General features: G+C 69.7%; 19 protein-coding genes and 2 pseudogenes. All 21 read left to right on the top strand.

All coding sequences use genetic code 11. The annotated features are described in order from the left end of the window. A pseudogene (locus ACW4E8_RS35315) lies at positions 1 to 343 on the top strand (ISNCY family transposase); the annotation flags it as partial. A 443-nt stretch (positions 344 to 786) separates the two neighbouring features. After that, positions 787 to 1,551: pseudogene (locus tag ACW4E8_RS35320) on the top strand (ISNCY family transposase); the annotation flags it as partial. A gap of 618 nt (positions 1,552 to 2,169) precedes the next feature. Continuing rightward, the gene (locus tag ACW4E8_RS35325; RefSeq protein WP_456808748.1) at positions 2,170 to 2,457 is read left to right on the top strand and encodes a hypothetical protein; all 288 of its coding nucleotides are present in this window, start codon (positions 2,170 to 2,172) and stop codon (positions 2,455 to 2,457) included. A gap of 4 nt (positions 2,458 to 2,461) precedes the next feature. Next, positions 2,462 to 3,100 (top strand): DUF4255 domain-containing protein, encoded by a 639-nt coding sequence (locus ACW4E8_RS35330; protein ID WP_435385390.1) that lies wholly within the window; start codon positions 2,462 to 2,464, stop codon positions 3,098 to 3,100. Then, positions 3,100 to 4,278 carry a hypothetical protein gene (locus tag ACW4E8_RS35335; RefSeq protein ID WP_456808749.1) on the top strand — a complete coding sequence of 393 codons (1,179 nt, stop codon included), beginning with the start codon at positions 3,100 to 3,102 and terminating at the stop codon, positions 4,276 to 4,278. Before ACW4E8_RS35330 ends, ACW4E8_RS35335 begins: the two co-directional genes overlap by 1 nt. Positions 4,279 to 4,323: 45 nt before the next feature. Beyond that, complete coding sequence (locus ACW4E8_RS35340; RefSeq protein WP_456808750.1) at positions 4,324 to 8,124, top strand: phage tail sheath C-terminal domain-containing protein; 3,801 nt, start codon at positions 4,324 to 4,326, stop codon at positions 8,122 to 8,124. A gap of 11 nt (positions 8,125 to 8,135) precedes the next feature. Continuing rightward, entirely contained in the window at positions 8,136 to 8,594 is a 459-nt protein-coding gene (locus ACW4E8_RS35345) for a phage tail protein (RefSeq protein ID WP_456808751.1), read from the top strand. A 37-nt stretch (positions 8,595 to 8,631) separates the two neighbouring features. Next, entirely contained in the window at positions 8,632 to 10,698 is a 2,067-nt protein-coding gene (locus tag ACW4E8_RS35350) for a phage tail sheath family protein (protein ID WP_456808752.1), read from the top strand. Beyond that, a complete protein-coding gene (locus ACW4E8_RS35355) occupies positions 10,695 to 11,249 on the top strand; it encodes a phage tail protein (RefSeq protein ID WP_435385395.1) in 555 nt (184 codons plus the stop codon). Before ACW4E8_RS35350 ends, ACW4E8_RS35355 begins: the two co-directional genes overlap by 4 nt. Beyond that, positions 11,246 to 11,461 carry a hypothetical protein gene (locus ACW4E8_RS35360; RefSeq protein ID WP_456808753.1) on the top strand — a complete coding sequence of 72 codons (216 nt, stop codon included), beginning with the start codon at positions 11,246 to 11,248 and terminating at the stop codon, positions 11,459 to 11,461. Before ACW4E8_RS35355 ends, ACW4E8_RS35360 begins: the two co-directional genes overlap by 4 nt. 40 nt (positions 11,462 to 11,501) lie before the next feature. Beyond that, a complete protein-coding gene (locus ACW4E8_RS35365; protein ID WP_456808754.1) occupies positions 11,502 to 12,206 on the top strand; it encodes a CIS tube protein in 705 nt (234 codons plus the stop codon). A 38-nt stretch (positions 12,207 to 12,244) separates the two neighbouring features. Next, a complete protein-coding gene (locus tag ACW4E8_RS35370; RefSeq protein ID WP_456808755.1) occupies positions 12,245 to 13,489 on the top strand; it encodes a phage late control D family protein in 1,245 nt (414 codons plus the stop codon). After that, positions 13,486 to 13,998 carry a phage baseplate assembly protein V gene (locus ACW4E8_RS35375; protein WP_456808756.1) on the top strand — a complete coding sequence of 171 codons (513 nt, stop codon included), beginning with the start codon at positions 13,486 to 13,488 and terminating at the stop codon, positions 13,996 to 13,998. Before ACW4E8_RS35370 ends, ACW4E8_RS35375 begins: the two co-directional genes overlap by 4 nt. A 194-nt stretch (positions 13,999 to 14,192) precedes the next feature. Next, a complete protein-coding gene (locus ACW4E8_RS35380; protein ID WP_435385400.1) occupies positions 14,193 to 14,957 on the top strand; it encodes a hypothetical protein in 765 nt (254 codons plus the stop codon). A 1-nt stretch (position 14,958) separates the two neighbouring features. Beyond that, positions 14,959 to 15,357 carry a GPW/gp25 family protein gene (locus tag ACW4E8_RS35385; protein ID WP_435385401.1) on the top strand — a complete coding sequence of 133 codons (399 nt, stop codon included), beginning with the start codon at positions 14,959 to 14,961 and terminating at the stop codon, positions 15,355 to 15,357. A gap of 10 nt (positions 15,358 to 15,367) precedes the next feature. Then, positions 15,368 to 17,362 carry a putative baseplate assembly protein gene (locus ACW4E8_RS35390; RefSeq protein WP_456808757.1) on the top strand — a complete coding sequence of 665 codons (1,995 nt, stop codon included), beginning with the start codon at positions 15,368 to 15,370 and terminating at the stop codon, positions 17,360 to 17,362. Continuing rightward, the gene (locus ACW4E8_RS35395; protein WP_456808758.1) at positions 17,359 to 19,749 is read left to right on the top strand and encodes a hypothetical protein; all 2,391 of its coding nucleotides are present in this window, start codon (positions 17,359 to 17,361) and stop codon (positions 19,747 to 19,749) included. Before ACW4E8_RS35390 ends, ACW4E8_RS35395 begins: the two co-directional genes overlap by 4 nt. A gap of 78 nt (positions 19,750 to 19,827) precedes the next feature. Continuing rightward, on the top strand, positions 19,828 to 22,362 hold the full coding sequence (locus ACW4E8_RS35400) for a hypothetical protein (RefSeq protein ID WP_456808759.1): 2,535 nt from the start codon (positions 19,828 to 19,830) through the stop codon (positions 22,360 to 22,362). A gap of 13 nt (positions 22,363 to 22,375) precedes the next feature. Next, positions 22,376 to 24,340: a hypothetical protein gene (locus ACW4E8_RS35405; RefSeq protein ID WP_456808760.1), complete on the top strand. Its 1,965-nt coding sequence runs from the start codon at positions 22,376 to 22,378 to the stop codon at positions 24,338 to 24,340. 12 nt (positions 24,341 to 24,352) lie between these two features. After that, complete coding sequence (locus ACW4E8_RS35410; RefSeq protein ID WP_456808761.1) at positions 24,353 to 26,584, top strand: hypothetical protein; 2,232 nt, start codon at positions 24,353 to 24,355, stop codon at positions 26,582 to 26,584. A gap of 11 nt (positions 26,585 to 26,595) precedes the next feature. Then, positions 26,596 to 26,832 (top strand): hypothetical protein, encoded by a 237-nt coding sequence (locus ACW4E8_RS35415; protein WP_456808762.1) that lies wholly within the window; start codon positions 26,596 to 26,598, stop codon positions 26,830 to 26,832. The last annotated feature ends 11 nt before the right edge of the window (positions 26,833 to 26,843 follow it).

Consider the following 26,843-nt stretch of genomic DNA (forward strand, 5'->3'; position numbering starts at 1 on the left):
CGGCCGCTACATCGATGTCTATCACTACCCGGATGGCAGGATCGAGCCGCGGGCGAATGGCGCCGCCCTGCCCTACACCACCTATGACCGGCTGTCGGAAGTGGACCAGGGTGCGATCGTGGACAACAAGCGCCTGGGACACGTGCTGCAGTTGGCCCAATACGTTCAGGAGAAGCGCGACAACACGCGGTCACTATCTGTGCCTGGCACCGAGGGAGTTCCCCGCAACCGAGGACGACCGCCCGGCAAGAAGTCGCAGCGGTCGCTGGGCCAGAACGATATGTTGGAAGCTCTGCAACGGTTGCAGGAGCAGCCGTGGCCGCTTAACGGAACGGAGAACTGATCCCAATTGCTACTGGTAGTTCAACGCGGCTCTGCTGGCAGGACGGCTTCACTCTGAGCTGGACTCAGTCGTGTCAGGCCAGCACCACCGCCCTAGGTTCACCTCAGAGCTGATCAAGCAAGTCGAGAGCTAACCGGACATTTCAACTTGGCCAGAGACCGGACATTTCAATTTAGCTTTGACATTGCATGTCGGCTTCACTCTGAGCTGGACTCAGTCGTGTCAGGCCAGCACCACCGCCCTACGTTCACCCCAGAGCCTATCAAGCAAGTCGAGAGCTAACCGGACATTTCAACTTGGCCAGAGACCGGACATTTGAATTTAGCTTTGACATTGCTTGTTGGGGATTTTAAGTAATGTCACTTCTGAGCCAAATAGAAATGTCACCTAGCCACTTTAGCGGCCTATCTTAGCCAGCTTTCCGAGGCAAACGGGAGCCGGCCATGCATGGGCAAGGAACCATCACCATGAGCATGCGAGAACTGGACCGGCTCAAGGTCATTCAGGCGGTGTCGGACGGCCATCTAGCGCGCTGGCGCGCCGCCGAGCGGCTGGGCATCAGTGCACGTCATGTACGACGGCTGGTCCTGCGCTTGCAGGAAGACGGTCCTGCTGGGTTGACTTCGCGCAAGCGCGGCCGCAGCAGCAATCGCCAGTTGCCACCGGGGCTGGAATCACGCGTCCGCGGACTGATCCGCGACAGCTATGCCGACTTCGGTCCGACCCTGGCCGCCGAGAAGCTGCGCGAGAGGCACGGCATCGACCTGGCCACGGAGACGGTGCGCCGGATCATGATCGACACCGGTTTCTGGGTGCCGAGGAAGCTGCGCCCGCCCAAGATCCACCAGCCGAGGAACCGCCGCGCCTGCTTAGGCGAGCTGGTGCAGATCGACGGCAGCGACCACGCCTGGTTCGAGGACCGGGCGCCAGCCTGCACGCTGCTGGTGTTTGTCGACGATGCCACCGGACGCCTGATGCAACTGCTGTTCGTGCCAAGCGAGTCGACGCCGGCCTATTTCACCGCCACGCGCGCCTATGTCGAGCGCCACGGCAAGCCGATGGCGTTCTATTCGGACAAGGCCGGCATCTTCCGCGTCAACGCCAGGGAGAACGCCGAAGGCCGCGGCTACACCCAGTTCGGGCGCGCGCTGTTCGAGCTCAACATCGACATCCTGTGCGCCAATTCGAGCCCGGCCAAGGGCCGCGTCGGGCCAGCTCCGCCAGCGTCTTGTCGCCCTTGAGCGCGGCCATGGCCACCTTGGCCTTGAAGGTTGCCGAGTGGGTCCGTCTGTTTCGTCATCTTCTGGGTCCTTTATGCCTGCCATTATGGCCGGCTCAGGCCCCAGCTTTTCCACTTATCCGACTGTCCGAATTTCCGCCGCCACTCCTTTGCACGTCCTCAGCGCGCCGGCCATTGTTGGAATAACGCCCCCAATGTCTGCCGCCGTCACTGCGACCGCGATCCCTGTGAAAAACTTCAACGCCACCCAGGCGCTTCTACGCGGGCTCTGAAATCGCATCACGCTGCTTTCCTTTTCTCTTATGTAGCATAGGCGCCAGTCCACTCGCCAGCCACTCGCCCGTGTGTCCGCGCGACCCATGGCAGGGCGGGGCAGCGCCGCCACAACCGGGGCGCCCGCGCCCCACCCCGCGCGTAGCCCCAACCGCTTGTTTTCCCTGAAGATTGCCCGCCGGCCGCCGGGGCCATGGCGCCCCACCCGCCAGGCCGGCCGGCTGCCGTCCCGCGCGGCATAAGGGATCGCCGACCTGGCGCGGATGTTGCGCTATTACCGGGGAACACAGCCCTACTCGCGACGGCTACCGATATGGTCGACACCTCGGTTTCAGGTCTTGACGCCAGCGCAGCTGCCGTCGCGATGCAGGTCGCCGGGTACGTTCGCCGCTATCCGAGGGCGGCCGACACCGGCGAAGGCATTGCCCGCTGGTGGTTGCCGGCGGGCGTACAGGCCGACCCCGCCACGGTCGCCCGGGCACTGGAGGCACTGGTGCGCGACGGGGTGCTGGCGGCACGGCGCCTGCCCTCCGGCGACTACCTGTACAGCGCCGGGGCCAGCCAGCCCGGCACTGAGAGCAGACCCGAGAACGGACACTGAACCGATGAAAACAGCGATACGCGATGCCTGCCAGAGCCTGCGCCGCTACATCGAGCAGGCGCTCCAGGACGACCCCGACCTCTCGCCCTACTTCGACCCGGCCGATCCGATGCCTGACGCCATCGGCACGATGATCGTTTCGCTGGATACGCCGCAGGAACTCGATGACCACGACAACGAAGGCATTTCGCTGTGGCTCTACCTGGTCCAGCGCGAAGAATTTACGCTCAACCGGCCGCCGCGCCGCAGCGCGGCCGACCGTCTCGAGCGCCGCCCGCTGCCGCTGCGCCTGCATTTCCTGATCACGCCGCAGGTGGCCGACGAGCGCGACGATGCCACCGACCTCGAGCACCTGATCCTGGGCAAGATCCTGCAGCTCTTTCACGACGATGCCAGCATCAGCGGCGCCCGGCTGGCGGGCACGCTGGCCGGCTCGGGGCTGGAGTTCTTCATGCGGCTGGAGCCGCTTTCGCTGGAGGAGATCACCCGGGTCTGGGACGCGCTCGACAAGCCCTACCAGTTGTGCGTGTCGTTCGAGATGAGCATTGTCCCGATCGCCTCGGCCATCGATCCGGAGCAGGTAACGCCGGTGGACTCGGTGCTGTCCGAACATGGCCTGGCCAGCCTGCAGGAGCCGGCGTGATGGACTGCCGCCCGGAACAGGTCGGCGCCGCCGGCTGGCACTTCTGCCCCGATCCGCTGCAGGCGCCGGGCGCCCGGCTGCGGGCGCTGGTGCAGGCGCGCGTGGTGGACGAGATCACGCTGCTGCCGGTGCATGCCGACCTGGTGAGCACGCCCGATCCGCGCCTGGCGCTGCATGTGGCCCAGCGCATCGCGCGCGATGGCCTGGTCGGCCTGGCCGGCCGTCCCGCGAGCCTGTTCCCGGGGCTCGCGCTGGCCGCAGCAGCGGTGCCGCTGCATATTGCCGCGCACGGCTACCTGCCGCTCGACATCGATGGCACGCTTGGCCCCTTCGCCGGCTTTCCCGACGACTTCGCGACGCTGGATCATGGCGACGTGTTCATGCACCGCACCGGCGTCGCCTTCAAGGGCCGGGTCGTGCAGCGCGCCACGCCGGCCAACCTGCCGCTGTCCGGCGCCACGGTCGAGATCGACGGCCTCTGGCCCACCTACCCGCCGCCCAATGTGATGCCCCCGGCGGTGATGGAGCCGGCGAACCTGGTAGCCCTGGCACCCGGGTTCTACCGCAGCCACGCTGCTGCCACGCTGGCGCGCTGCGACTTCATTGAAGACCTGCCGCAAACCAAGCGCCTGCTGCTGCCGGCCGCGCCCGGCACGCAGCGGCTGCGGCTGGACAACCGGGTCACGCTTGCGCCCGGCATGCCGCTGCTGATCGATGCCGCGGACGCCGCGCGCGGCGAGGTGATCGGCATCCGCTCCGTCGATACCGGCTTGTCCGACGACCAGCCGGCCTGGATCGAGCTGGACTACCCGCTCAGGCACCTGCACCGCCGTCAGGCGCAGGTGGTACCGGCCAGCGTACCCGCCACGCACGATCCGCGCAGCCTGTCGCGCGCAGCGCTGGCGGGCGATCCCAGCGCCTTCCTGACGATCGCCGCGCCCTGGCCCGCCCTGTCGCTGGTGCAGATCGACGACGGCGTGAATCCGCTTGAATACCAGCGCATCGACCACTACGCCACGGTGGCGGACGCCAACGGCCATTTCCGTCTGCCGCGCCTGTCGCGCCTGGCCTTGTTCCGGCTGCGTGCCACCCACCCGGCGCCGCCGCAACCTCTGCTGCTGACCATCGAGCCCGACTACGGGCTGGCCGAGCAGACCTTGCCGGTGGCCTTCGAATGATCCGCCCGATCCCGGTCCATCCCGCAACCGCATAGGGGAACCAACATGCCCGAATATCTCGCACCCGGCGTCTATGTCGAGGAAACCCAGGCGAGCAACAAGCCGATCGAAGGGGTCAGCACCAGCACCTGCGGGCTGGTCGGCGTGACCGAGCGGGGCCCGCTCAACGTGCCGCAACTGGTGACCAGCTTCGGCGAGTTCCAGCGGCTGTTCGGCGGCACGCTGCCGCCGGACGAGTTCACCGGCCCGGGCGGACGGGCGCACTGCTACCTGCCGCATGCCGTCGAGGGCTTCTTCCTCAACGGCGGCAAGCGCGCCTACGTGACGCGCGTGCTGCCCGACGAGGCCGAGCGCGCCGGGCGCGACATGTTCCACCTCGACCTGGCCAATGCCGCCGTGGGCGGCACCGTGCTGCTGCGACCGGCGCTGCAGGACACCGGAACCGCCGTCAACCTGCCGCTGCTCTACGTACTGGACCCGGCCAACTTCGCCGTCAACGACTGGGTACGCGTCGGCGACGGCAGCCGTGCCGACTACCGCCAGGTGCAGGCGATCGGCGCCGTGCCCAGCCATACGTCGCTGACCCTGCCGCTGTATTTCTCGCACCCGGCCGGCGCGCCGGCACGGGATATCGCGGTCACCGTGGCGGCCACGCTGAGTCCCTTCACGCTGCGCGACGAGGCCCACGCCGGCGCCACCGAGATCGTGCTGAGCGGTACCGCGGCGCTGATCACCAACCTGCTGCCGCTGACCCACCAGTTGCTGCAGGTTGACGGCGCCGAATATGTGTTTGCCGCTGCCGTGGTCGGCCTGAGCACGACCGAGGCCCGCGTCCTGCTGGAAACCCCGCTGCGCCTGGCTCATGCACGCGGCGCGCAGGTCGACGGCCTCGACATCCCGGCCGGTGCGAACGTCAACCTGACCGTCGCCGCCAGCGCCGGCGACCTGCTGCTGTACGGGCCCAGCTTCAGCACCGCCGGCAACCTGGTGGTGGTGGGCGTCGGCAGCACGCAGGAAGAGGTGCAGCGCGTCGGCACGCTGGCCGAGTTGCCGCTCGACGTGCCGGCCTACGGGGCCTATCCGGCCGGCACCATCGGCCAGCTCGTCACGCCGGGCGATGACGCGCGCACCGTGGTCGATCTGCCGACCAACCTGGTGGTCCCGCTCGATACCGTGGCCGGCATGGCGGCCGGCATGACTTTCGCCTTTGGCGCCAACAACCAGGTGGTAGCGGCAGTCAATCCCACCCTGGGCCTCGTGCGCCTGGCCGCGCCACTGCCCGGCCCTGCCCTGGCAGCCGGCGATGCGGTACAGGTTGGCGCCGTGGCGGCCAATGTGGTGGCATACCCCACCGAGCGCGTGGTCCCGCTCGACAGCGTCAACGGCGTCGAGCCCGGCATGATTTTCGACAACGCCGGCGATACCGCCCCGGTAGGCACGGTGCTGGCCGACCTGCGCGCGGTGGTGCTGGCCACCGCGCTGGCAGCAGCGCCGGCTCCCGGCACCGCGGTCACGGTGGGCGGAAATGCCAACACCGCGCGGGCCCTGCTGCGCGCTGACGTGGTGCCGCTCGACGACGTCAGCGGCCTGGCGCCCGGCATGAGCATCACCATCGGCGGCAATACCGCCACCATCAGCGCGGTCAACGCCACCACAGGCGCAGGCGCGCTGCAGGCGCCGCTGCCGGCGGTGCCTGCAGCCGGCAGCACCGCCACCTTCGCGCTGCGCCACACCACGCAGGGCGCCGGGCCGGGCGCCGCCACCCTGGCGCTGGATAACCGCCTGGGCCTCGATGCCGGCGATGTGCTGCGCATCGGCGTGGCGCCGGCCGAGGAGTATGTCTCCATTGTCCGCGTGCTGGGCGAACGCGGTGTCTCACCCGATGCCGGGGTGGTCCAGCTCGCGCACGCGCTGCGCGGCAGCCACGCCAGCGGCGCCGAAGTGGTGCGCCAGGAAGTGGCGGTCGACACCACGCGCCAGCCCGCGGCACTGGTGCTGCCGCCCGCGCCCGGCAGCGAGCAGTTGCTGGTGGGCGACGGCACCGGCTACGGCGTGGTGCTCCCGGAAGTGGTCCGCTTCACCACCCCGGACGGCATCGACTACTACCATCGCCTCGATGGCGCCGCCGTCAATGCAAACCCGGCCGAGATCGAACTCGACGACCGGCTGGACTTCAGCCATGCCGCCGGCGCGGCGATCGTCGAGCGCAACCGCCTGTTCGCGGTGCAGGCGCTGGATGCCGGCAGCTGGGGCGACCGCCTCATGATCGCCGCCGCCGACGAGGCCAGCGGCCTGGCGGCCAACGCCGGCGTGCTGGCCGCCAGCCCGCCGCCCGGGCCGGGCATGTTCTCGTCGCTGCAACTGGCCACGCTGACCGGTGTCGAGCCCGGCAGCATCCTCGAGCTGCTCGAGCCCGACGGCACGCCCGTGGCCGGGGCCGCGCTGCTCAAGGCGCGCGCGATCGACCGTCCCAACCGGCTGGTGCTGCTCGATCCGCCCGGGCTGCAGGCGGTGCATATGAATGCGGTCAACAACGCACTGATGGCCGGCCTCAATGCGCGCATCCGCTCGCGCGAGTTCAGCCTGACGGTCTACCTGCGCCAGCGCCCCGACCCCGCCGTGCCGACCCGCAACGACAACCTGCTCGACCAGGAAAGCTTCCGCCAGCTATCGATGGACCCGCGCCACAGCCGCTATTTCGAGCGCGTGATCGGCGCCACCTTCACGCCGGGCTCGCCCACCGACGACGCCGGCAATCCGCTGCGGCGCTGGGACCGCCGCTCAGAAGGCGCTTCCGGCTACATCCGCGTGCTCGACCTCGAACCGGTGATGGCCAACCGCACCGCGATCCGGCTCGGGCCCGAGGCGCTGACCGACCTGCTGCCCTCCGGCCTGGTGCGTCCGGCCCGCCTGCCGCTGGCCGGCGGCAGCGACGCCGTCACGCTGATGAATGACCCGATGTACGCTGGCGCGGACAACAACGAACCCGACCTGCGCACCGGCCTGCAGGCGCTGAAGAACCCGCAGAACATCTCGCTGGTCGCTATCCCCGGCCAGACCACGGCGGCTCTGCAGCAGGCGCTGATCGACCAGTGCGAGTTGATGCGCTACCGCTTCGCCGTGCTCGACGGCCCGCCGCCGGACAACGACACGCTGGCCGACGTGCAGAACCTGCGCAGCCAGTACGACTCGCGCTACGCCGCGATCTACCACCCCTGGCTGACCATTCCCGACCCGTTCCCGCAGAACCTGGCGAACCTGCGGCAGGTGCCGGTTCCCCCGTCCGGCCACATGCTCGGCATCTATGCCCGGGTCGACAATGAACGCGGGGTGCACAAGGCGCCGGCCAACGAAGTGGTGCGCGGGATCACCGGGCTGACGCGCTACTTCAGCAAGGGCGAGCAGGACATCCTCAACCCCTATCCGACCAATATCAACGTGGTGCGCGACTTCCGCCCGAACAACCGCGGGCTGCGGGTGTGGGGCGCGCGCTGCATCACCTCGGAGAGCGAGTTCAGGTACCTCAACGTGCGCCGCCTGCTGATCTTCCTGGAGGACTCGATCGACCGCGGCATGCAGTGGGTGGTGTTCGAGCCCAACGCCGAGGAACTGTGGGCGCGCGTGCGGCGCAGCATCACCAACTTCCTGACCACCGTGTGGCGCAACGGTGCGCTTGAGGGAACCACGCCCGAGCAGGGCTTCTTCGTCAAGTGCGACCGGACCACCATGACACGCGACGACATCGACAACGGACGCCTGATCGTGGTGATCGGGGTGGCGCCGGTCAAGCCGGCCGAGTACGTGATCATCCGCATCGGCCTGTGGACGGCCGACGCCGAAAGCTGAGGAGCGAGGCCATGGCTGCCACCGATATCCGCATCGACCCCTTCCCGGTCTTCAACTTCCGCGTCGAGCTCGACGGCCTGGTCGTGGCCTCGTTCAGCGAGGTCAGCGGCCTGACCGCCGACGGCGACGCGATCGACTACCGCGAAGGCAAGGACCCCACCAACAACGTGCGCAAGCTTCAGGGCCTGCGCAAGTACACGCCGCTGATGTTCAAGCGCGGCTACGTCCAGGACGACACGCTGTGGGAGTGGTACCGCCATATCGCCGACGGCGCCGACGAGCGCCGCAACGGGAGCGTGATCCTGATGAACGAGGCGCATCAGGACGTGCTGAGCTGGAACTTCGTCAACGCCTGGATCAACAAGATCGAAGGCCCCAGCCTCACCGCCACCGGCAACCAGGTGGCAGTGGAAAGCATGGAGCTGCACCACGAAGGGCTGACCATCGAGCTCATCAGCAACGCCGTCTGAACCAGGCCGGGGCTGCCCCGGTACCACGGAGAACGCCATGCGCCATGGCATGCCAGGAGTCAGCATCGAACGGACCGACGCCGCCGGCGCCGAGCCGGTGGTGCTGCGCACCGACATCGCCGCCTTCATCGGCCTGGCCGAGCGCGGCCCGCTCGATACGCCGGTGGCAGTGGAATCGTGGCGGCAGTTCCAGGCGCATTTCGGGCGGCCCTTCGGCAGCGGCTACCTGGCCTACGCGGTACGCGGCTTCTTTGACAACGGCGGCATGCGCTGCTGGGTGGTGCGGGTGGCGGCGCGACAGTTTGCCGGGCCCGACGCCGACGAGCCGCCGGGCGGCGGTGCTCGCTCCGCCAGCCTGCTGCTATTCGACAGCACCGGTATGCCGCGCTGGCGGCTGGCCGCCACCTCGCCCGGCAGCTGGGGCAACGAGCTGGCCGTGGCATGGCGGCGCGAGCGCCCGCTGACACAGCGCGCGCTGGCGGCCGACGCCACCGGTGCCCGCCTGGCGGCAGTGGCCGGCTTCGCGCCAGGCGAACTGGTGCGGCTTGAGCAGCCGGCGGCGAGCGCGCATCGCGTGCTGGTCCATGTCGACGCAGCCGCCGGCAGGCTTTACTGGGTGCATCCCGACCCGCGCCAGCGCGGCGCGGACCAGCTTGCCTGGAGCGCGCTCGACCCCGCGCAGCCGCTGACGGTGGAGCGCATCGCCTACACGCTGGAGGTATGGCGGCGCGACGAGTTCGCCGCCCAGTACCGCGACCTGCATCTGTCGCCGCAGCACCCGCGCTATCTGGGCATCGTGCTGGCCCCGCCCTACCGCAGTGCCGCCGACCTGTTGCGCGTGCCGCCGGTCGCCAACGGCGCACTGCCCGCGCCGCCGGGACTGATCCAGGCCGAAGCGATTCCCGCTGCCGGACCGCCGCTGCCACTGGCACAGCCGGCCGGCCGGCGGCTGCCGCTCATGCTCGGCGCCGACGGCCTGGCGGCGCTTGCCGCCAGCGACTTCCTCGGCGCCCCGGGCTCGCCGCGCGACAGCGACTTCGTCCGGCTGCGCAAGGCACGCGGCCTGCAGGCGCTGGCGGAAATCGACGAAATCTCTCTGGTGGCCGCCCCGGATATCCTGATCCGCCCGCAGCCGGACCCGCTCTACGAGGCGCTGCCGCCGGATGCCGGCGATCCCTGCCGCCCCTGCCCGCCGCCGGCACCGCCGCGGCGCGTGCACCAGCCGCGCGCCACGGCCGAGCTGCCGCCCGCCTTTGCCGAGGCCGACATCCTGCGCGTGCAGACCGCGCTGATCGCCGATTGCGAGGCGCGCGGCGACCGCTTCGCCGTGCTGTCCGCCCCCTTCGAGCGCGCCACCGGGCGCAGCCGTGGCATTCGCGCGCTGACCGAATGGCGGCGCCTGCTGGTCGAACAGCAGCCGGCACGCGCTGCCGCGCTGTACGCGCCGTGGCTGGCGGTGGCCGAGAACGACGGCACCGCGCCGCCGGTTGCCGGCAGCGTGGCCGGCGTCAGGCTGGTGCCCGCCTGCGGCCACGTCGCCGGTGCCATCGCCAATACCGACCTGACGCTCGGCGTGATGCGCGCGCCGGCCAACATCCCGGTACAGGGCGTGGTCGACGTGCGCAGCGCGGTCAACGATGCCCAGCACGGCGAACTCAATGATGCCGGCGTCGATGTCCTGCGCGCCGAGTTCGGGCGCATGCCGATGCTGCTGGGCGCGCGCACTGTCAGCGACGAGCCCGAATGGCGCCACGTCAATACCGTGCGCATGCTGATCGCGCTCAGGCGCGCCTTCGACATCGCCCTGCGCTGGGCCGTATTCGAGCCCAATGACGCGCCCACCCGCGCCGCGGTGGCCAGCACGCTGATCGCCATCCTGACCCTGTTCTGGCAGCTCGGCGCCTTTGCCGGCGGCACCGTCGAGGAATCTTTCTTCGTGCGTTGCGACGAGGACACCACCGGCGCCGACGCCCGCGAGCACGGCCAGCTGATTGCGCTGGTCGGCATCGCCCCGGCCGCGCCGGCCGAATTCATCGTGCTGCGCGTGGGCCGGCAGGACAACCTGCCGGTGTTCTCGCTATTCGAACGCAAGGAGTTCGCATGAGCCTCGCCGCCCGCCGCGACCCGCTGCTCGGGTTCAACTTCCTGGTCAGCCTGTATGACTCGACTGCCTCCACCGGCTCGGCCGTGACGCGGATCGCGCTGTCGCCGCTGATGCCGGCGCCGGTGGCCGGCTTCAGCGAATGCAGCGGGCTGGAGATGACGATGGAGACCGACGACTTCATGGAAGGCGGGCTCAACGGCACCGTGCTCAAGTTCCCCAAGCGCATCCGCAACACCGAGATCGTGCTGCGTCACGGCGTAACGAAGAGCACGGAGCTGTTCGACTGGTTCTATGCCTTCACGCAGGGCTCGGGCAAGCGCAAGGACGGCCTGATCACGCTGTGCGACGCGCGCCACAAGCCGCATACCGTATGGGGCTTCCGCCGCGGGCTGCCGACCAAGTACAGCGGGCCCCAGCTCAACGCCCAGCAAAGCGCGGTGGCGGTCGAGGCCGTCACCATCACCCACGAAGGCCTCTACCAGCTGGGCGGCGCGGCAGCGCTGGCCGGCGCCATTGGCGAGGCTGCCCAAGCCATCGGGAGTCTGTTTTGAGCGACGTCATCATCGAAAGCGTGGTCAGCCGGGTGCGCATCGTCGACGGTGCCGGCGGGCTGTCGGAGCAGACCGTGCGCAGCATCATCGCGGCGCTGTTGCCGGCGGTGCAGGAAATGCTGGCCCACCAGAAGCAGGTCGGCAGCGAAAGCTCGACCCGCAACGGCTACCTGGACTGGATGGAAGGCGAGACCGGGCACAGCGGCGAATAGCGACCTGACTGCAGTGGAAAAAAATCGGTGGAGCACAGCAATGACGATACCGGCCAAGGGCAAGTTCAAGGTGCAGGTGGGGCCCAAACCCGGCAACACCATCACCTACCCGGTGCAGTTCAATCCGACCGAGCTGCAGTTCGACAAGCAGGTGCAACTGGCCGAGATCGGCATCCCGGGGCTGGACGCGCCACTGCAGCAATACGTGCGCGGCAATGCCGAGAAGCTGACGCTGGAGCTCTTCTGCGACAGCACCGACAAGGGCATGGGCATCGGCGCGCAGTCGGTCACGAAGGAAACCGACAAGTACTACCAGCTGGTCAAGATGATTCCAAAGCTGCATGCCCCGCCCATCGTCACCTTTATCTGGAACGACCAGTTCCCCGGCAACGAGGTCGGCAAGGCCTGGGGCGGCAGCCAGCGGCGCACCAGCTTCACGGGCGTGGCCGAAAGCGTGCGCAGCCGCTTCACGCTGTTCAGCCCCGAGGGTATTCCGCTGCGTGCCACAGTGAACCTGGTGCTGCGCGAGTGGCGCCCGATCGAGCAGCAGCTCGGCAAGCAGAATCCCAGCTCGCCTGACCGCAGCCACGCCCATGTCCTGCAGCGCGGCGAAACGCTCAGCGCACTGGCCGGCGACTACTACGAGCGGGCCGACGAGTGGCGCGCCATTGCCGACGAGAACGGCATCGAGGATCCGCGCCGGCTGGCAGCCGGGCTGCGGCTCACGGTGCCGTCGATCCGCTAGCGGCGCGACGGAAACGACGGACACCACGGATACGCGCCATGAACGCCGACGAATACCTGACCCTCGCGCTCGAATCGGCTCGCACCGAGATCGCGGGCTTCCGCGTGCCGCGGTTCGAGCTGACCATCGACGGTGTCAAGCCGGAGAACAACGTGCTGCGTGACATCGTCGACATCACCTATCGCGACAACATCGACCAGATCGACGGCTTCGAGCTGACCGTCGGCAACTGGGACCCGGCGCGGCGGCGCTACAAGTACATCGGCTCGGACGACAGCAAGAGCGCGGCCAATGCCACCCTGCACGAGCTGGAGACCCTGTTCGAGCCCTGCTCCAAGGTGGTCAAGGTGAAGATGGGCTACAGCAGCGAGTTGGTGGAGATGCTGACCGGCAACTTCACCACCATGGAGCCGACCTTCTCCGCCGGCGGGCCGCACACGCTGGCAGTGCGGGGCCTCAACCGGCTGCACCGGCTGCGCCGCAAGCGCTATGACGGCAACTGGCACGACACTACCGACAGCCGGATCGCCAAGAGCTTCGAGGGCCTGACCGACCCCGACTGGCGCAACAGCGGCCAGGACGCGCGGCGCATTCCGATGCCGGTGCGCATCGACCCCGAGCAGGAGCCGCAGTTGGTCTTCGTCGGCCAAAAGAACGAGTACGACATCGACTTCCTGTGGCGGCGCGCGCGCATCCGCGGCTATGTGGTGACCATCGAGCAGGATCCGGCCGACGGCAGCGACCGTCTCTACTTCGGCCCCTCCACCAAGGGCGGCCCGACCCCTTACCGGCTGGACTGGGGCGCCGGGCTGGTCGACCTGAAGGCCACGCTGACCACCGCCAACCAGGTCAAGAAGGTGACGGTGCGCGGCTGGGACCGCGCCAGCCAGCGTGCGATCGAGGAAACCGCCGACCTCGACGATCCCAGGTTCCTCAGGCGCAATCCCAGGCTGCTGGAGATCGTCAGGCAGTGCGACCCGCGCGAGGAACGCGTGGTGACGCGCCCGGTCTCGACCCGCAACGAGGCCAGGCAGCTCGCGCTGGACATCCTCACCGGCCACGCCCAGGAGCTGGTCAAGGTCCAGGCCAGCGTGGTCGGCCTGCCACGGCTGCGGGCCGGATCGCACGTGAACATCCAGGGCATCGGCGCGCGCCTGTCTGGCGAGTACTTCGTCACCGAAACCACCCACACCATCAACAGCAGCGGCTATGTCACCCGGTTCACGGCGCGCCGGGAGGACCCGGACACAGGCCTGCAACTCGCCCCAGGAGAGACCACATGAACCGCAGCGAACGCAGCGCAGGCATCGTGATCGGCAAGGTCATCGCCGTGCGCGACCGGGAGGGGCTGGGCCGCATCCAGGTCAACTACCCGTGGCTCTCCGGGCCCGAGCAGCGCTGGGTGCCGGTGGCCGCGCCGATGGCCGGCAGCGACCGCGGTGCCTTCTTCATGCCGGAGATCGACGACGAGGTGATCCTCGCCTTCGACCAGGGCATGTGGGACCACCCCTATGTGATCGGCTTCCTGTGGAACCCCAGGCAGCGCCCGCCTTCGCAGGACGAACGCCAGCGCATGATCCGCTCCAGGAACGGGCATGCGCTGCGCATGGTCGACTCCACGCCGACGGCCGGCAACAAGGGCGCGCTGATCATCGAAGACGCCCACGGCAACACCGTGGTGATGACCAACACCCATATCAGCATCAACACGCGCGGCGCGCTGGCCATCAACGCGGTTGGCAGCGTGACCATCAACGACCGGCTGGTGCGACCGACCGGCGGGCCGATCTGAGTTGACCGAGGCCGAGATGATTTCCCGTTCCGCGACAACACTGAGACGGCCACCGTCGTCCCCGCGCAGGCGGGGACTCAGTGATATTGACTTTGAAGACGCTGGGTTCCCGCCTGCGCGGGAACGACAGGTGGGAAGCGCTGTCGCGGCTTCCTTGTTCCCCCGGAAGGGCTAACCGGCATCGCGAGGCGACCATGGACGTTCCCATCGAAGTACCGCTGCCCGAGGCGTTGCAGAAAGCGCTGCAGAAGCCTGTCTGCATTCCCCTGCCCAAGCCCGGCAAGGCGGAGATACAGCTGCCCACCGGCGGCACGCTCAAAGGCATCGTCGACATTACCAAGGGGATCCCCGACGACTGCTCGCTCAACTTTTCGCTGGTGCTGCAGCTGGCGCCGGTCATGGCCAGCATTGAGTGCCTGGTCAAGGTGCTGAAGCTGATCAAGCCGCTGATCGATGTGGTCAAGGCGCTGGGCCCGCCCGACCCGCCCACGCTGATCAAGGTGGTGCCGGAGTTCCTGCAGGCGGCCGAGGCCGTGCTGCCCTGCCTGGCGGTGCCGACTCCGGCGGTGATGATTCCGTTCGTGCGCGACGTGCTGCTGCTGATCATCAAGCTGCTCAGGTGCATCGTCGGCCAGCTCAAGAGCATCCTTGCCGTGATGGGCGGGCTGGCGCTGCAGATATCGTCGGCGCAGGCCGAAGGCAATAGCGAGCTGATGGCGGCGCTCGAGTGCGCCCAGGCCAACGCCAATGCCTCGGCCCAGCACATGATGTCGGCGATCGACCCGGTGCTGGTGATCCTGTCGCTGGCCGAGCCCTTCATGGGCATTGCGGGCGTCGACCCGATCAAGACGCCGACCATCGGCTCGGCCGAAGACATCGAGAGCATGCAGAACGTGGTCACCACGCTCGAAGACCTGGTCAAGGCGCTGCAACTGGTGGCGGACGCATTGGGAGGCTGACATGAAACAGGACTTCCTCGGCACCGGCTTCGCCTTTCCGCTCGGCGTCACCCCGCGCGGCAAGCTCGCGCTCGCCCGCGCCGAACAGCGCATCGAAGAATCCATCTACCTGATCCTCGGCACCCGGCTGGGCGAGCGCGTGATGCAGCCGGCGTTCGGCTGCGCCATCCACGACCTGCTGTTCGCCCCCAACGACCCCACCACCCGCACCGAGGCCGTGGACGCGGTGCGCGAGGCGCTGGCGGCGTGGGAGGCGCGCATCGACGTGCTGGCGGTGACGGCAGACTTCGACCCCACCCAGCCCAGCCTGCTGCTGATCCGCATCGACTACCGCATCCGCGCCAACAACTCGCTGGCCAACCTGGTGTACCCGTTCTACATCAACGAATCCTTCGTCTAGGCGAGAGATCATGCCGCTCAGGAATGAATACCCGGTGATCGACGACAGGCGCTATGCCGACATCGTGGCCGAGGCGCGCGCGCGCATTTCCCGCTACACGCCGGAGTGGAACGACGTCAACGACAACGAGCCGGGCATGGCCGTGGTGCAGCTGATGGCGTGGATGAGCGACCTGCTGATCGCCCGGCTGGGACGGGTGCCCAAGCTCAACTACCTGAAGTTCCTCGAGCTGCTCGGCATCGAGCTGATGCCGGCGCGGCCCGCGCGGGCCGAGCTGAGCTTCCCGGTGCAGCCAGGCTTCGCCGAGCCGACCCTGATCGTGCCGATGCACACCCAGGTGGCGGCCGAGGTGCCGGGCGAGGAACGGCCCGTCGTGTTCGAGACCGAGAAGGCGCTGACCGCCATTTCCGCCAGGCTCGATGCAGTGCAGGTCTACCAGGGGCTGCAGACCACCGATGTCAGCACGGCCAATGCCGAGGTGCAGGCGGGCTTTCTCGCCTTCGGCCCCGCCGTGCGCCTCGGCAACGCGCTGATGCTCGGCTTCGACTCGGCGCTGGATTTTCCCACCGTGCCGATCGACCTGGCGGTCTGGATCGGCCGGCGCGACGCGCGCGCCCCGCTCTACGTCGACAGCCCGCTCGCCACCGCGCCGCCCGCCACGCTGGCGTGGGAATACTGGAACGGCAAGGATTGGTACCCGCTCGACACGCTCAGGGACGACACCGCCGCCTTCACCCGCAGCGGCCACGTGCTGCTCGGGGCCGCGCCGCGCGGCGGCCCGCAGCGCGCGGTGCTGGGCAAGGTGGCGGCGCCGCGCTACTGGCTGCGCGCCCGTCTTGCCAAGGGTGCCTACCAGCGGCCGCCGCGGCTGCTGGCGGTGCGCACCAACACCGTGCCGGCGATCGCCGCGCAGTCGGTCGATGCCGAGATCGTCGGGCGCAGTACCGGCATGCCCGACCAGGTGTTCCAGCTTGCCCAGCACCCGGTGCTGGCCGGCAGCCTGGCGCTCGAAGTCGACGAGGGCGATGGCCTGCAGCCGTGGCAGGAAGTGCCGGACTTCCTCGCCTCCGGCCCGGACGACCCGCACTTCGTGCTCAACCGCACTACTGGCGAGATCCGCTTCCACGGCATCGGCGGCCGCATTCCCGTGGCCAACCCCAACCGGCCCGCCAACATCGTCGCGCGGCGCTACCGCATCGGCGGCGGCGCGCAAGGCAATGTTGGCGCCGGCGTCATCACCACGCTGCGCGGCAGCCTGCCCGGCATCGATACCGAGGGCGTGGGCAACCTGTTTCCGGCCTTCGGCGGCGGCGACGAAGAGACCCTGGAAGCCGCCCGCGAGCGCGCCGCCGCCACGCTCAAGAGCCACGAGCGTGCCGTCACCCGCGACGACTTCGAGCTGCACGCCCGCCAGGTCGGCGGGGTGGCGCGCGCCAGGGCGCTGCCGCTGTTCCATCCGGCCTTCCCCGGTGTCGAAGTGCCGGGCGTGGTCAGCGTGGTGATCGTGCCGGAAGCCAGCGACCCGCAGCGCCCGCTCGACGACCCCGCCCCCCAGCCCACCGAGGGGCTACTGCGAGAGGTCTGCGCCTGGCTGGATCAGCGCCGCCTGGCCACTACCGAGCTCTACGTGCTGGCGCCAACCTACCGGCTGCTCAGACTCAAGGCCACGCTGACCGTGGCCGGCGACGCCGACCTCGCCGCGGTCAAGCAGGCCGCGCTGCTGACGCTGCGGCGCTACTTCCATCCGCTTGTCGGCGGCGAGGACAGCAGTCTGGAAGCCGACGGCAGCGGCTGGCCGTTCGGCGGCGACATCAATTACTCGCGCGTGGTGCAGCGGCTGCTGCTGCCCGGCGTGGTCAGCGTCGACGACCTGCTGTTCGAGCTCGACGGCGTCGACAACCCCGCCTGCGCCAACGTGCCGGTCGGCGGCGGCGCCCTGCTGCGGCTGGCGGACGATTCGCTCGCGCTCGGCGTCCAGTACGAGACCAGCGAGGTGGACGCATGAACCAGCCCTGCACCCTCCCCGCCGGCACCGGCGCACTCCCGGCCGGACCGGCCTCCCACGCGGCCTACCTGCCGCCGGTGCCACGCCCGCCGCACGATCCCTATACGCTGGTGCTCAACGGCCACCTCGGCTGGCGCACGCTGCCCGGCAAGCCGCCAGTCGTCCCGGCCCCCACCATTGGTCCCCTGGGCGAATGCGGCGCCTTGACGCTGTTGCCGCTGCCGGGCTCCGGCCGCACCCTGCTGGAAGCCAGCGGCAGCTTCGGCGGGCTGGTGCTGCCCCGGCATCTGGCGCTGGCCACGCTCGGCCCTTGCCAGCAGGCGCTGCTGCTGTTCGACGCCAGCGGCCGCCGCCTGCTGCGCTTCGACCCCTGCGCCTGCGCATTTACCGATGCCCTCTGCCTGCGCGCGCAGGACCCGCGCCTGCCGTCCGGCCCCGTCACGCTGGCCGCCAGCGGCGCTCGCCTCTACCTGGCCGACCCCGGCGCGCGCCGCGTGATCGTGCTCCATGCCGCCACCGGCGCCGCGCGCGGCCAGTGGCGCGCCCCGCTGCAGACCCCGCCCTGCGACGCCGGCAGCCGGCTCGACGACTGGCAGCCAGCCGCGCTGGCAGTGGCGCCAAATGGGGACATCTGGGTCGGCGACCGCATCCACGGCCTGCTGCTGCGCTTTTCGCCGGCCGGCTGCGTGCTGGAGCGGCACGAAGGCTTCGGCGCCGTCTCCGCCATCGCCGCCACCTGCGATGGCAGGCTGCTGATCGCCGCCGACGGCGCCGCAGCCGTGGTGTTCTACGAGCCCGCCACACGCACCCGGCTCGATCCGCCGCTACGCCCGGCCGACGTGGCCGATGCTTTCGCGCCCCTGCCGCTGACAGTACACGCCGACGGCTCGGCCGACCTGTCCGCGCTGTGCAGCCCGCCATGCGCCGCGCCCTGCGTGTTCGATCCGTCCGGCACCTTGCTGGAGGCACCGCCCGAGGATCCGCCGCTGCAATATCCCGCGACCGGCACCTGGTATTCGCTGGCGCTCGACAGCGGCATCTCGGAATGCGTGTGGGACCGCATCGTGCTCGGCGCCAGCCTGCCGGCGCACACGCGTCTCGCCATTGATGTGCTCGCAGCCGAAACCGAGCTGCCGCCATCCGATCTGCTCGCCAGCGGCGACTGGCTGACCGCGCTGACGCTGCATCCCGAGCCCGATGGCACCACCGCCTTCGACGGCGCCGACTACATGCTGCAGGCTCCGCCTGGCCGCTTCCTGTGGCTGCGCCTGCGGCTCGGTGGCGACGGCGGCGCCAGCCCGGCGCTGGCCTGCCTCGCAGTCGACTTCCCGCGCGTGAGCTGGCGCCGCTACCTGCCGGCCATCTTCGGGGCCGAGCCGGTCAGCGCCGAGTTCACCGATCGCTGGCTGGCCCTGTTCGACCGCCAGTTCCGCGGCATCGAAAGCCAGATCGACGGCCAGGCGCGCCTGTTCGACCCGCTCTCGGCGCCGGCCGGCGGCCGGCAGGACTTCCTCGGCTTCCTGGCGGGCTGGCTTGGCCTGGGCACCGGCAGCGGGCTGTCCGCGCTGCCGCTGGCCAGGCAGCGCCAGTTCATCAAGCATGCGCCGCGCGCCTTCGCCTGGCGCGGCACGCCGCGCGGGCTGACGCACACGCTTTACCTGTTCCTCGGCCTGCAGCGCTGGTGCGACTACGCAGCCGGGCCGGCCGCGTGCGTGCCGTGCGCGACCGACATTGCCCCGCGTTTCCGCTGGCGCCCGCCGCGCCTGCTGCTGGAGCACTACATCCTGCGGCGCTGGCTGGTCCTGGGATTCGGCAGGCTGTCGGACAATGCCAGGCTGTGGGGCGAGCGCATCGTCAACCGCAGCCGGCTCGGCGCCGGCATGCCGCCCGTGGCCGCGCCCGGCTGCCCGCTGCCGGGCGCCAGCGGGACCGGCGACGACTGCGATCCCTGCGTCGGGCCCGTCCAGGCCGGCCGCCATGGCGCCTCCAGCCCCGACGAAAGCGCGCGCATCGGCGTGACCCAGCTCAAGACCGCGCAGGACCCGTGGCGCGATCCCTTTCATGTCTACGCGCACAAGCTGTCGGTGTTCGTACCCGCGGCCTGCCTGCGCGAGCCCGCGCTCGCCCGCGCGCTGGCGCAGCTGCTCAAGACCGATGTGCCGGCCCATGTGCAGGCCAGCCTGGTGCCGGTGGAGCCGCGCTTTCGCATCGGCGTGCAGGCCATGCTTGGTCTCGATGCCGTGATCGGATACCGGGCTGCGCCAGTCGCGCTGGACGCGATGAAGCTGGGCCGCGCCACTGTGCTGGGCGGGGCCGACCGCGACGGCGGCACGCACGCCTTGCGGGTAGGCACGCGGCGGGTGGGGATGGACACCACCATGCAATAAGGCACACACGGACTGAACCAACAGACGCCGCTCCGACGAACGGCATTGCCGACAAGAGGTCTTTCCATGGGCAACTCAATGCATTCCCCCACAGGCTGCTGCGACGCACCCTGCCCGAGCTGCGAGGTGCAGACCCCGCTGCGCAACCATTACTTCTTCGGCAAGCTGATGGACGTGCCCGACTTTGACGTCGAGCAGGCCTATGTAGTGGAGAAGTTCAAGCGCCACCACGCCCGCCTGCACGGCACCGGCGTGATATGCGGTCTGGAGGTGGTCGCGCACCAGAACCCCGCCTGCCGTGACCGCTACCTGGTGGTCAAGCCGGGCGGCGCGCTCGACTGTTGTGGCAACGAGATCCTGGTGATCGACGAGGAGACCCTCGACATCACCTGCTTTCCGGCGGTGCGCCAGCTCATCGAGCAGCCCGACGGCGAGGACCACCTGCTGCTGCTGTGCATCCGCTATCGCGAGTGCCCCACCGAGGAAGTGCCGGTGCTGTACGACGAGTGCGGTTGCGACGACACCCGCTGCGCGCCCAACCGCATCCTGGAAAGCTACGAGTTCGACATCCTGGTCGACCCGGAACTGCCCGCGGTGCCGCCTGCCCTGCCGCAGCCGCCCACGCTCACCTGGCTGGCCAGCGTCACGCTGGCCGACGCGCGCGCGGTGGCACTGCACGAGCCCAGCCAGCGCGCCTACCTGGCTGCCGACCTGTCCGGCGGCAGCGGCGGCACGGTGCAGCAGCTCTGGCTGTCGACCCAGGCCTATATCGCCACCCACAACTTCGCCACGGCGGTATTCGGCATCGCCGTCAACGGCGATGGCACGCGCCTGGTGGCGGTCGTGGCCGGCGCGACGGCAGCCGACCCCACGCGGCTCGCCCTGCTCGACACCACCATGCCGGGCGCCTTTGCCGGCGCCGAGGCGGCCACGCTCGACCTGGCCGGCACTGCGGCCGCCACGCAGGCCTGGGTCATGAACGTCGGCGCGAACCGGATCGCGGCACTGGTGGTCGCGGGAGGCGACAGCCTGCTGTTCACCGTCGACGTTGGCGCCAGCGCGCTGACGCCCGTGCTCGACGCCACCCTGTCGGGCTTCGCCGCGACCGCGTGGGCGCTGGACAGCGACGGCCATACGCTCTACCTGGCGCAGGCGAACGGCGCGCTGCAATCGGTCGACCTGTCGGCGGCGGCGCTGACGCCAGCCGCACTCGGCCTGTCCGGCACCAACCTGAGCGCGCTGGCGGCGGTCAAGACCGATGCGCTCGACGTGCTGGCCTGGACCGACCAGACCGGCCAGCGCATCGTCCTGTCCAGGCCCGACGGCACGCTGCTGCGCCAGGACGCGCTGCCCGAGCCGCCGGTGGCGTTGGTGGCCGAGCCGGCCGGCCGCTTCGGCTATGTGCTGATGCAGCCGGCCGCCGGCAACAGCCGCATCGTCGCGGCGGACCTGCGCCGCATGCTGCAAGGCCAGCCGGCGCTGCTGTCCAACGCGCTGGAGATTGGCCCGGGCGGCGACACGCTGGCGCTCGCCGGCGAGCGGCTGTGGGCCGTCTATGACGAAGGCGCCGCCATCATCGGCATCGAAGAGACCCATTGCGAGGATTTCCTGGATCCGCATTCCTGCCCGGCCTGCCCCGCGCCCGATTGCCTGACGCTGGCCACCATCGCGCAGTATCGGCCGCAGCGGCGGCTCGAAGACCCCACCGTCCCACCCAGCGACCCGCTCGCCGACGCGGCCGCGAATATCGCCCGCATCGACATGCTGACCTGGCGCCCGACGGTGCCGAGCGTGGCCGACCTGGCGCTGGCGGTGCGCTGCATGCTCGAGCACTGCTGCGGCGGCGCCAGCGCCAAGGGCGAACAGGGCGACCCCGGTCTGCCGGGGCAGCAGGGCGAGAAAGGGGACAAAGGGGACAAGGGTGACAAAGGCGATAAGGGAGATAAGGGAGATAAGGGTGACAGGGGCGACCCGGGCCAGCAGGGAGAGCAAGGCGACCCAGGTGAGCCCGGCCTGGACTGGGCGCTGGCGCATATCTGCGACTTCAACTGGAAGCATGCCGAGCGGGTTGCCTTCGACGAGGTCGCGCGGGGCCTGGTGGTGGCGTTCGACTCGCCGGTCGTCGCTGTCGACCTGCATGTCGATTCGATCCATCTGCAGGTACAGCACGAAGAGCGCTTCGGCGAGACTGAAATCCCGCTGCGTTGCTGGTGCGACCTGTTGCTCGGGCGCAGCGATATCGAGCCGGGCCGGCTGGAAGGCGACTGCGACGCGCAAACGGTCTTTGCCCCTGGCGCCGATCCAGACGGCATGGCCACCGCAGTACGCATCGGCCGGCAGATGGTGCCCAGGCTGACCGAGTCGATGCAGGGCAAGCCGGTCAAGCTGCGGCTGCTGATCAACGGCGACTTCATCCGCGGGCTGCATCACCAGACCAGGCAGTTGCGCGCGCTCGACGCCGACCACATCCCCAAGCTGGTCCCGCCTTCGCCGCCCGACCCGCCCCAGCCCGGCAAGGTGCCGGAGTGGCTGCAGCCGCAGGACGAGCGCGTCACCGGCGACGGGATCGAGGGTGGCACCTTCGAAAGCTGGTTCACCGTAGAACGAGGATAGGGAGCACCAGGCGATGAACACCGTGAACGACCTTTATCGCAAGCGCCAGGGCCAGAGCCCCACCGCCTGCCCGCCCGAGCCCTGCGTGTGCAGCACCTGCGGCATGCTCGAGTGCCTGTGCCGGCCGCGCTTCTTCGCCGGCCAGATCCTGACCGCCGACGACCTCAACCGGCTCGACGGCTACATCCGCGGCAAGCACCGTCTGCACAACCGGCAGTTGCACGGCTGGGGCGTGGTCAACGGACTTGAAGTCACCTGCAATCCCTGCGGTGACGGCGTCGCGGTGGGCTGCGGCTATGCGCTCAGCCCCTGCGGCGACGATATCGTGGTGTGCGAGGCAGTCAGCGTCGATGTATGCGAGCTGATCCGCCGCTGCAAGGACGCCGAGCACAAATGGCAGCAGTGCGAGCCGCTGCGGCACCCACCGCCGCAGAACTGCGACGCCGGCGAGGAGGAGTGGATTCTGGCGATCCGCTACGCCGAGGCGCCCGCACGCGGCGTCAAGCCGCTGCGCCCGGCACCGGACTGCACCGCGAACAGCTGTGCCTGCGGCGGCAACGGCGGCAAGTGCGGCTGCGGCGGTTCCTGTGGCGGCATGAAATGCAGCTGCAACGGCGCCACCCTTGCCAAGCCGCGCGGCGCGCCGGTGCAGTGCGAGCCGACCGTGATCTGTGAGGGCTTCGCCTTCGAGGTCTACCGCAAGCCGCCGGAGCGATCCGACCCGGTCGACACGCCCGACAGCACCGTCGGCGGCGCCGCCGGCGGCAACAACGCCGGCAACCAGGCTTTCAATCCGGATTCGGAACTGATCCAGCGCTTCCGCTGCTGCGTCGAACTGCTGATCACGCAGATGCCCAAGCTGCCAGGCGTGCTCAAGGTGCCCGCCACCGCCGCCGAAGCGCAGGCCTGGTACCAGTGGATGAGCGCCGCGCGCATGCAGTTGAGGCGCTATTTCGGCACCCATGGCAGCTACAACTGCGACCTGCTCGCGCAATTCAACGCGATCCCCTACCCGACCAGCGGCACGCTGGCCAATGCAGGTGCAATCTACCTGGCCGTGGTGCTGCTGCTGATCGTGTGGCTCGATGCGCTGCTTGCCTGCTTCTGCTCGGCCCTGCTGCCGCCCTGCCCGCCGCCCTCGCGCGAGGTGCGGGTGCCGCTGGCGTCGCTGCATATCGCGGGCGGCTGTGGCGGCCAGTCTTGCCGGGTGCTGCGCGTGTGCAACTGGACCGTGCACCGCAAGTTCGCCACCACCTTCCCGTCGCTGCAGTACTGGCTGGGCATCCTGCCCTTCGGCAAGCAACTGCGCCAGTTGCTGGAGAACCTGTGCTGCTTCGATATCGGCGGCATCCTGCCTGAGACCCGCGTGCCCGGCACCGCCGCTGCCGGCAACCAGCCCGGCATGTTCGCGATGCGCGCCGAGATCCCGCCCGGCGCGGCTGCCGGTGGCGGCAACAATGGCGGCAACGACAGCGCCGACATCAAGCAGGCCAACGCCGCCTACCAGCAGGCCAACGACCTGCTCAACCCGGCCCTGGCACAGCCGCAACGCATCGCCGGCGCCACCGAACTGCTGCGCGCGGCGCTGTCGCGCACCGGCAAGACGCTGGAGTTCAGCACCCTGGCCGAAAGCATGATGCTCGCCAATGGCGGCAGCGGCGACGCCAGCGCCCGGCTGGCGGCCGCCGAGACCGCCAACCTGCCCCAGTTCCTGATTGCCAACCAGCTGATGCGGCCGGCCGTGACGGCTGCGCTGGAACCGCTGCTGGGCGCCGCGCTGGGGCTCTCCGGCCGCTTCGCCGCCGCGCCCTCGTTCGGGGCCCCGGCTGCCGGTGCCGCCGCACCCGACGAGATGGCCGCGATACGGACCGAGCTGGATGCGCTGCGCGACAGCGTCAAGGCCCAGGCTGCGGAAATCGAACGGCTCAAGGGTGCCGCTAAGCCGCCAGCCAGGCGCAGCGGCCGCAAACCCGGCTAGGAGGAGATCGCCATGACTACGGACTTTGCCGAGCGGCCACGGTTCTTCGAGGGCCAGTACCTCGGCGCCGAAGACCTGCAGGCACTGCTGCGCTACTTCAGCGAGCTGGTCGCGCGCCACCAGCTCGGCAGCCACAGCTGGGGCATCGCCGCCGGCATCGACCTGGTCTACCAGAACGCGCCGCAAGGCAATGTCGAGGCTTACCTGACCCCGGGGCTGGCCACCGACGGCTATGGCCGCACCATCGTAGTGGCAGAGCCCTTCCCGCTGGACGCCGGCCTCTTCGCCGGCCAGCCCGCCGGCCTGGTCAATGTGTGGATACGCTACGACGAAGCCGCCGGCCAGGGCGTGCGCCCGGGCTTCGAGGTCTGCGGCGCCACCGATGCGTATGCGCGCGTGGTCGAGTCGTTCCTGGTCGAGGTCGGCGAGCGCAAGACCATCGAGACCCGCCAGAGCGGCGTCGCGCTCGGCGACGACAGCTACGGCGACGCGCGCGAGGCGCCGGGCGCGCTGCTGCCGCTGCAGCCCATCGCGCCGGACGGCTCGGTGCCGGCGCAGCGTTTTCCCGGCGATGACGACCCGAGCCTCTGGCTGATCCCGGTCGGCCGCGTGCTGTGGCAAGGCGGCGCACTGCAGATGCCCACGCCGGCCAGCGCAAAGCAGTCGCGCCTGTTCTGCCGCCACTCGGGCTGGATCGGCGAAGTCCTCTACGGCAGCGGCGGGCTGTTGCGGCTGCGCGGTCGCTTTATCCCGCGCGTGGCCGGCACCCCTGTAGACCAGTTGTGCGACGCCACGCTGCCCACCGAGAGCGACCTGGTCTACTGCGAGTCGGATCCCTACACACCTCATTTCCGCGAGCCCATCTGGCTCGACGCGGATACCCGCGCGCGCGGCCACCTGCGCTACTATGGCACCCGCGCCGAGTGGGTCGACGCCGCCGGCACCGATTACCTGGCGCAGGGCACGGTTACCGCGCTGCGGCGCGGCGCGCCCAGCGCCCTCAAGGGGGTCGACCTCGAAGTGCTGCTGGGCCAGCCGCAGGGCACCGCCGGCCCGACCCGGCTGACCATCGGCGCCGCCACCGCGAGCGGCACCGATCCCTGCGCCATCGGCTTCGACTACAGCGCAGGCGTGGCGATCCAGCACGACGGGCGCGTCGGCATCGGCAGCACCGACAAGGCGCTCGGGCTGCCGCTGACGGTGCGCGCCATCGCCGCCAATGGCGGCCTGATCGGGCTGGAAGGCACGGCCGGCACGCTAGCCTGGCAGATCAATTTGGGTCCGGCAAAAAACGGCCTGAACGTGACCCAGGACGATCCGACCCTGAGCAACCTGTTCATCGAGGCGGCCACCGGCAATGTCGGCATCGGCACGCTCACGCCGGGCGCCCGGCTCGACATCCAGCAAGTGGCATCGCCGCAGGGCAATGCGGTCGGCAACGGCAAATGGCTGCAGATGGGCAACAGCGGCGCGCCCGACGCCGGCCAGGCGTGGTTCCAGTACGGCCCGCAACTGGCACCGCTGATGGTGCTGAGCGATTTCGACGACCCGCCCCGCATCCAGTTCCAGCAGGTCGGCAACGGCAACGAGGCCGCCGCGCAGTTCGGGAGCTGGATCGGCCAAGCGCGCAGCAACTCGCCCGACCTGGCAATGTTCGGCGGCAGCGTGGGCATCGGCACGCTGACCCCCGCGCGCACGCTGCACGTGATTGGCAACGAGATCCACAGCGGCGGTGGCGGCGCCGGATTCTCTTTCGAAAACCGAGAGACCGGCACCTTCGTCGGCAGTCCCGGCAACGGCGAACGCTGGGTCTGGTATGCGAGCGGCGGCAATGCGCGGCTGTGGAGCAACGGCGACAAGCTGACCGTCACGCCGGCCGGCACGCTGGAGGTGCGCGGTGCGATCCGGCTCGGCATCAACGGCGATTACTTCGCCGTGGGCGGCCTGGCCGAGATGCGCATCGTGGCCGGCCCCGTCAGCGCCGGCGGCATCACCATCGGCACCGGCTGGAGCGCCACGCGCACCAGCGCCGGCCACTACACCGTGAGTTTTTCCCCGGCCTTCACGGCCACGCCGGTGGTGGTCGCCAGTCTGGTCGATTCGGCCAACGACGACCAGCTCGCGACCGTGCGCAATGTGGGCCCGGGCGGCTTCACCCTGGTCGCCAGGGACACCACGCCGCCGCAGGAAGGCAACTTTGTCGACAACGCCTTCCACTTCATCGCCTACGGGCCAAGGACATGAAAGGAGCTGCCATGAACCACGCCGACCTACCCGCCATGATCGAGCGCAGCCTGCTCCAGGCGCGCCTTGCCACGCTCAGGAGCGAATACAGCTCGGGCCAGCGCCTGCTCGCCGAGACCGAAGCACGTGCCGCCACGCTGCGCGAGCAACTGCTGCGCATCGGCGGCGCGGCGCAGGTGCTGGAGGAACTGCTGGCGGCCGAGGCGGGACAGGCCACGCCAGCCGTCAGCGCGGTGCAGGCGGACTAGCCGGCGCCTGT

Source organism: Cupriavidus sp. CP313 (genome assembly GCF_054072015.1).

What these genes read in the sequence shown, in the direction of transcription:
- ACW4E8_RS35325 (WP_456808748.1), top strand. Translation starts at nt 2,170, where the DNA reads ATGGTCGACACCTCGGTTTCAGGTCTTGACGCCAGCGCAGCTGCCGTC.
- ACW4E8_RS35330 (WP_435385390.1), top strand. Translation starts at nt 2,462, where the DNA reads ATGAAAACAGCGATACGCGATGCCTGCCAGAGCCTGCGCCGCTACATC.
- ACW4E8_RS35335 (WP_456808749.1), top strand. Translation starts at nt 3,100, where the DNA reads ATGGACTGCCGCCCGGAACAGGTCGGCGCCGCCGGCTGGCACTTCTGC.
- ACW4E8_RS35340 (WP_456808750.1), top strand. Translation starts at nt 4,324, where the DNA reads ATGCCCGAATATCTCGCACCCGGCGTCTATGTCGAGGAAACCCAGGCG.
- ACW4E8_RS35345 (WP_456808751.1), top strand. Translation starts at nt 8,136, where the DNA reads ATGGCTGCCACCGATATCCGCATCGACCCCTTCCCGGTCTTCAACTTC.
- ACW4E8_RS35350 (WP_456808752.1), top strand. Translation starts at nt 8,632, where the DNA reads ATGCGCCATGGCATGCCAGGAGTCAGCATCGAACGGACCGACGCCGCC.
- ACW4E8_RS35355 (WP_435385395.1), top strand. Translation starts at nt 10,695, where the DNA reads ATGAGCCTCGCCGCCCGCCGCGACCCGCTGCTCGGGTTCAACTTCCTG.
- ACW4E8_RS35365 (WP_456808754.1), top strand. Translation starts at nt 11,502, where the DNA reads ATGACGATACCGGCCAAGGGCAAGTTCAAGGTGCAGGTGGGGCCCAAA.
- ACW4E8_RS35370 (WP_456808755.1), top strand. Translation starts at nt 12,245, where the DNA reads ATGAACGCCGACGAATACCTGACCCTCGCGCTCGAATCGGCTCGCACC.
- ACW4E8_RS35375 (WP_456808756.1), top strand. Translation starts at nt 13,486, where the DNA reads ATGAACCGCAGCGAACGCAGCGCAGGCATCGTGATCGGCAAGGTCATC.
- ACW4E8_RS35380 (WP_435385400.1), top strand. Translation starts at nt 14,193, where the DNA reads ATGGACGTTCCCATCGAAGTACCGCTGCCCGAGGCGTTGCAGAAAGCG.
- ACW4E8_RS35385 (WP_435385401.1), top strand. Translation starts at nt 14,959, where the DNA reads ATGAAACAGGACTTCCTCGGCACCGGCTTCGCCTTTCCGCTCGGCGTC.
- ACW4E8_RS35390 (WP_456808757.1), top strand. Translation starts at nt 15,368, where the DNA reads ATGCCGCTCAGGAATGAATACCCGGTGATCGACGACAGGCGCTATGCC.
- ACW4E8_RS35395 (WP_456808758.1), top strand. Translation starts at nt 17,359, where the DNA reads ATGAACCAGCCCTGCACCCTCCCCGCCGGCACCGGCGCACTCCCGGCC.
- ACW4E8_RS35400 (WP_456808759.1), top strand. Translation starts at nt 19,828, where the DNA reads ATGCATTCCCCCACAGGCTGCTGCGACGCACCCTGCCCGAGCTGCGAG.
- ACW4E8_RS35405 (WP_456808760.1), top strand. Translation starts at nt 22,376, where the DNA reads ATGAACACCGTGAACGACCTTTATCGCAAGCGCCAGGGCCAGAGCCCC.
- ACW4E8_RS35410 (WP_456808761.1), top strand. Translation starts at nt 24,353, where the DNA reads ATGACTACGGACTTTGCCGAGCGGCCACGGTTCTTCGAGGGCCAGTAC.
- ACW4E8_RS35415 (WP_456808762.1), top strand. Translation starts at nt 26,596, where the DNA reads ATGAACCACGCCGACCTACCCGCCATGATCGAGCGCAGCCTGCTCCAG.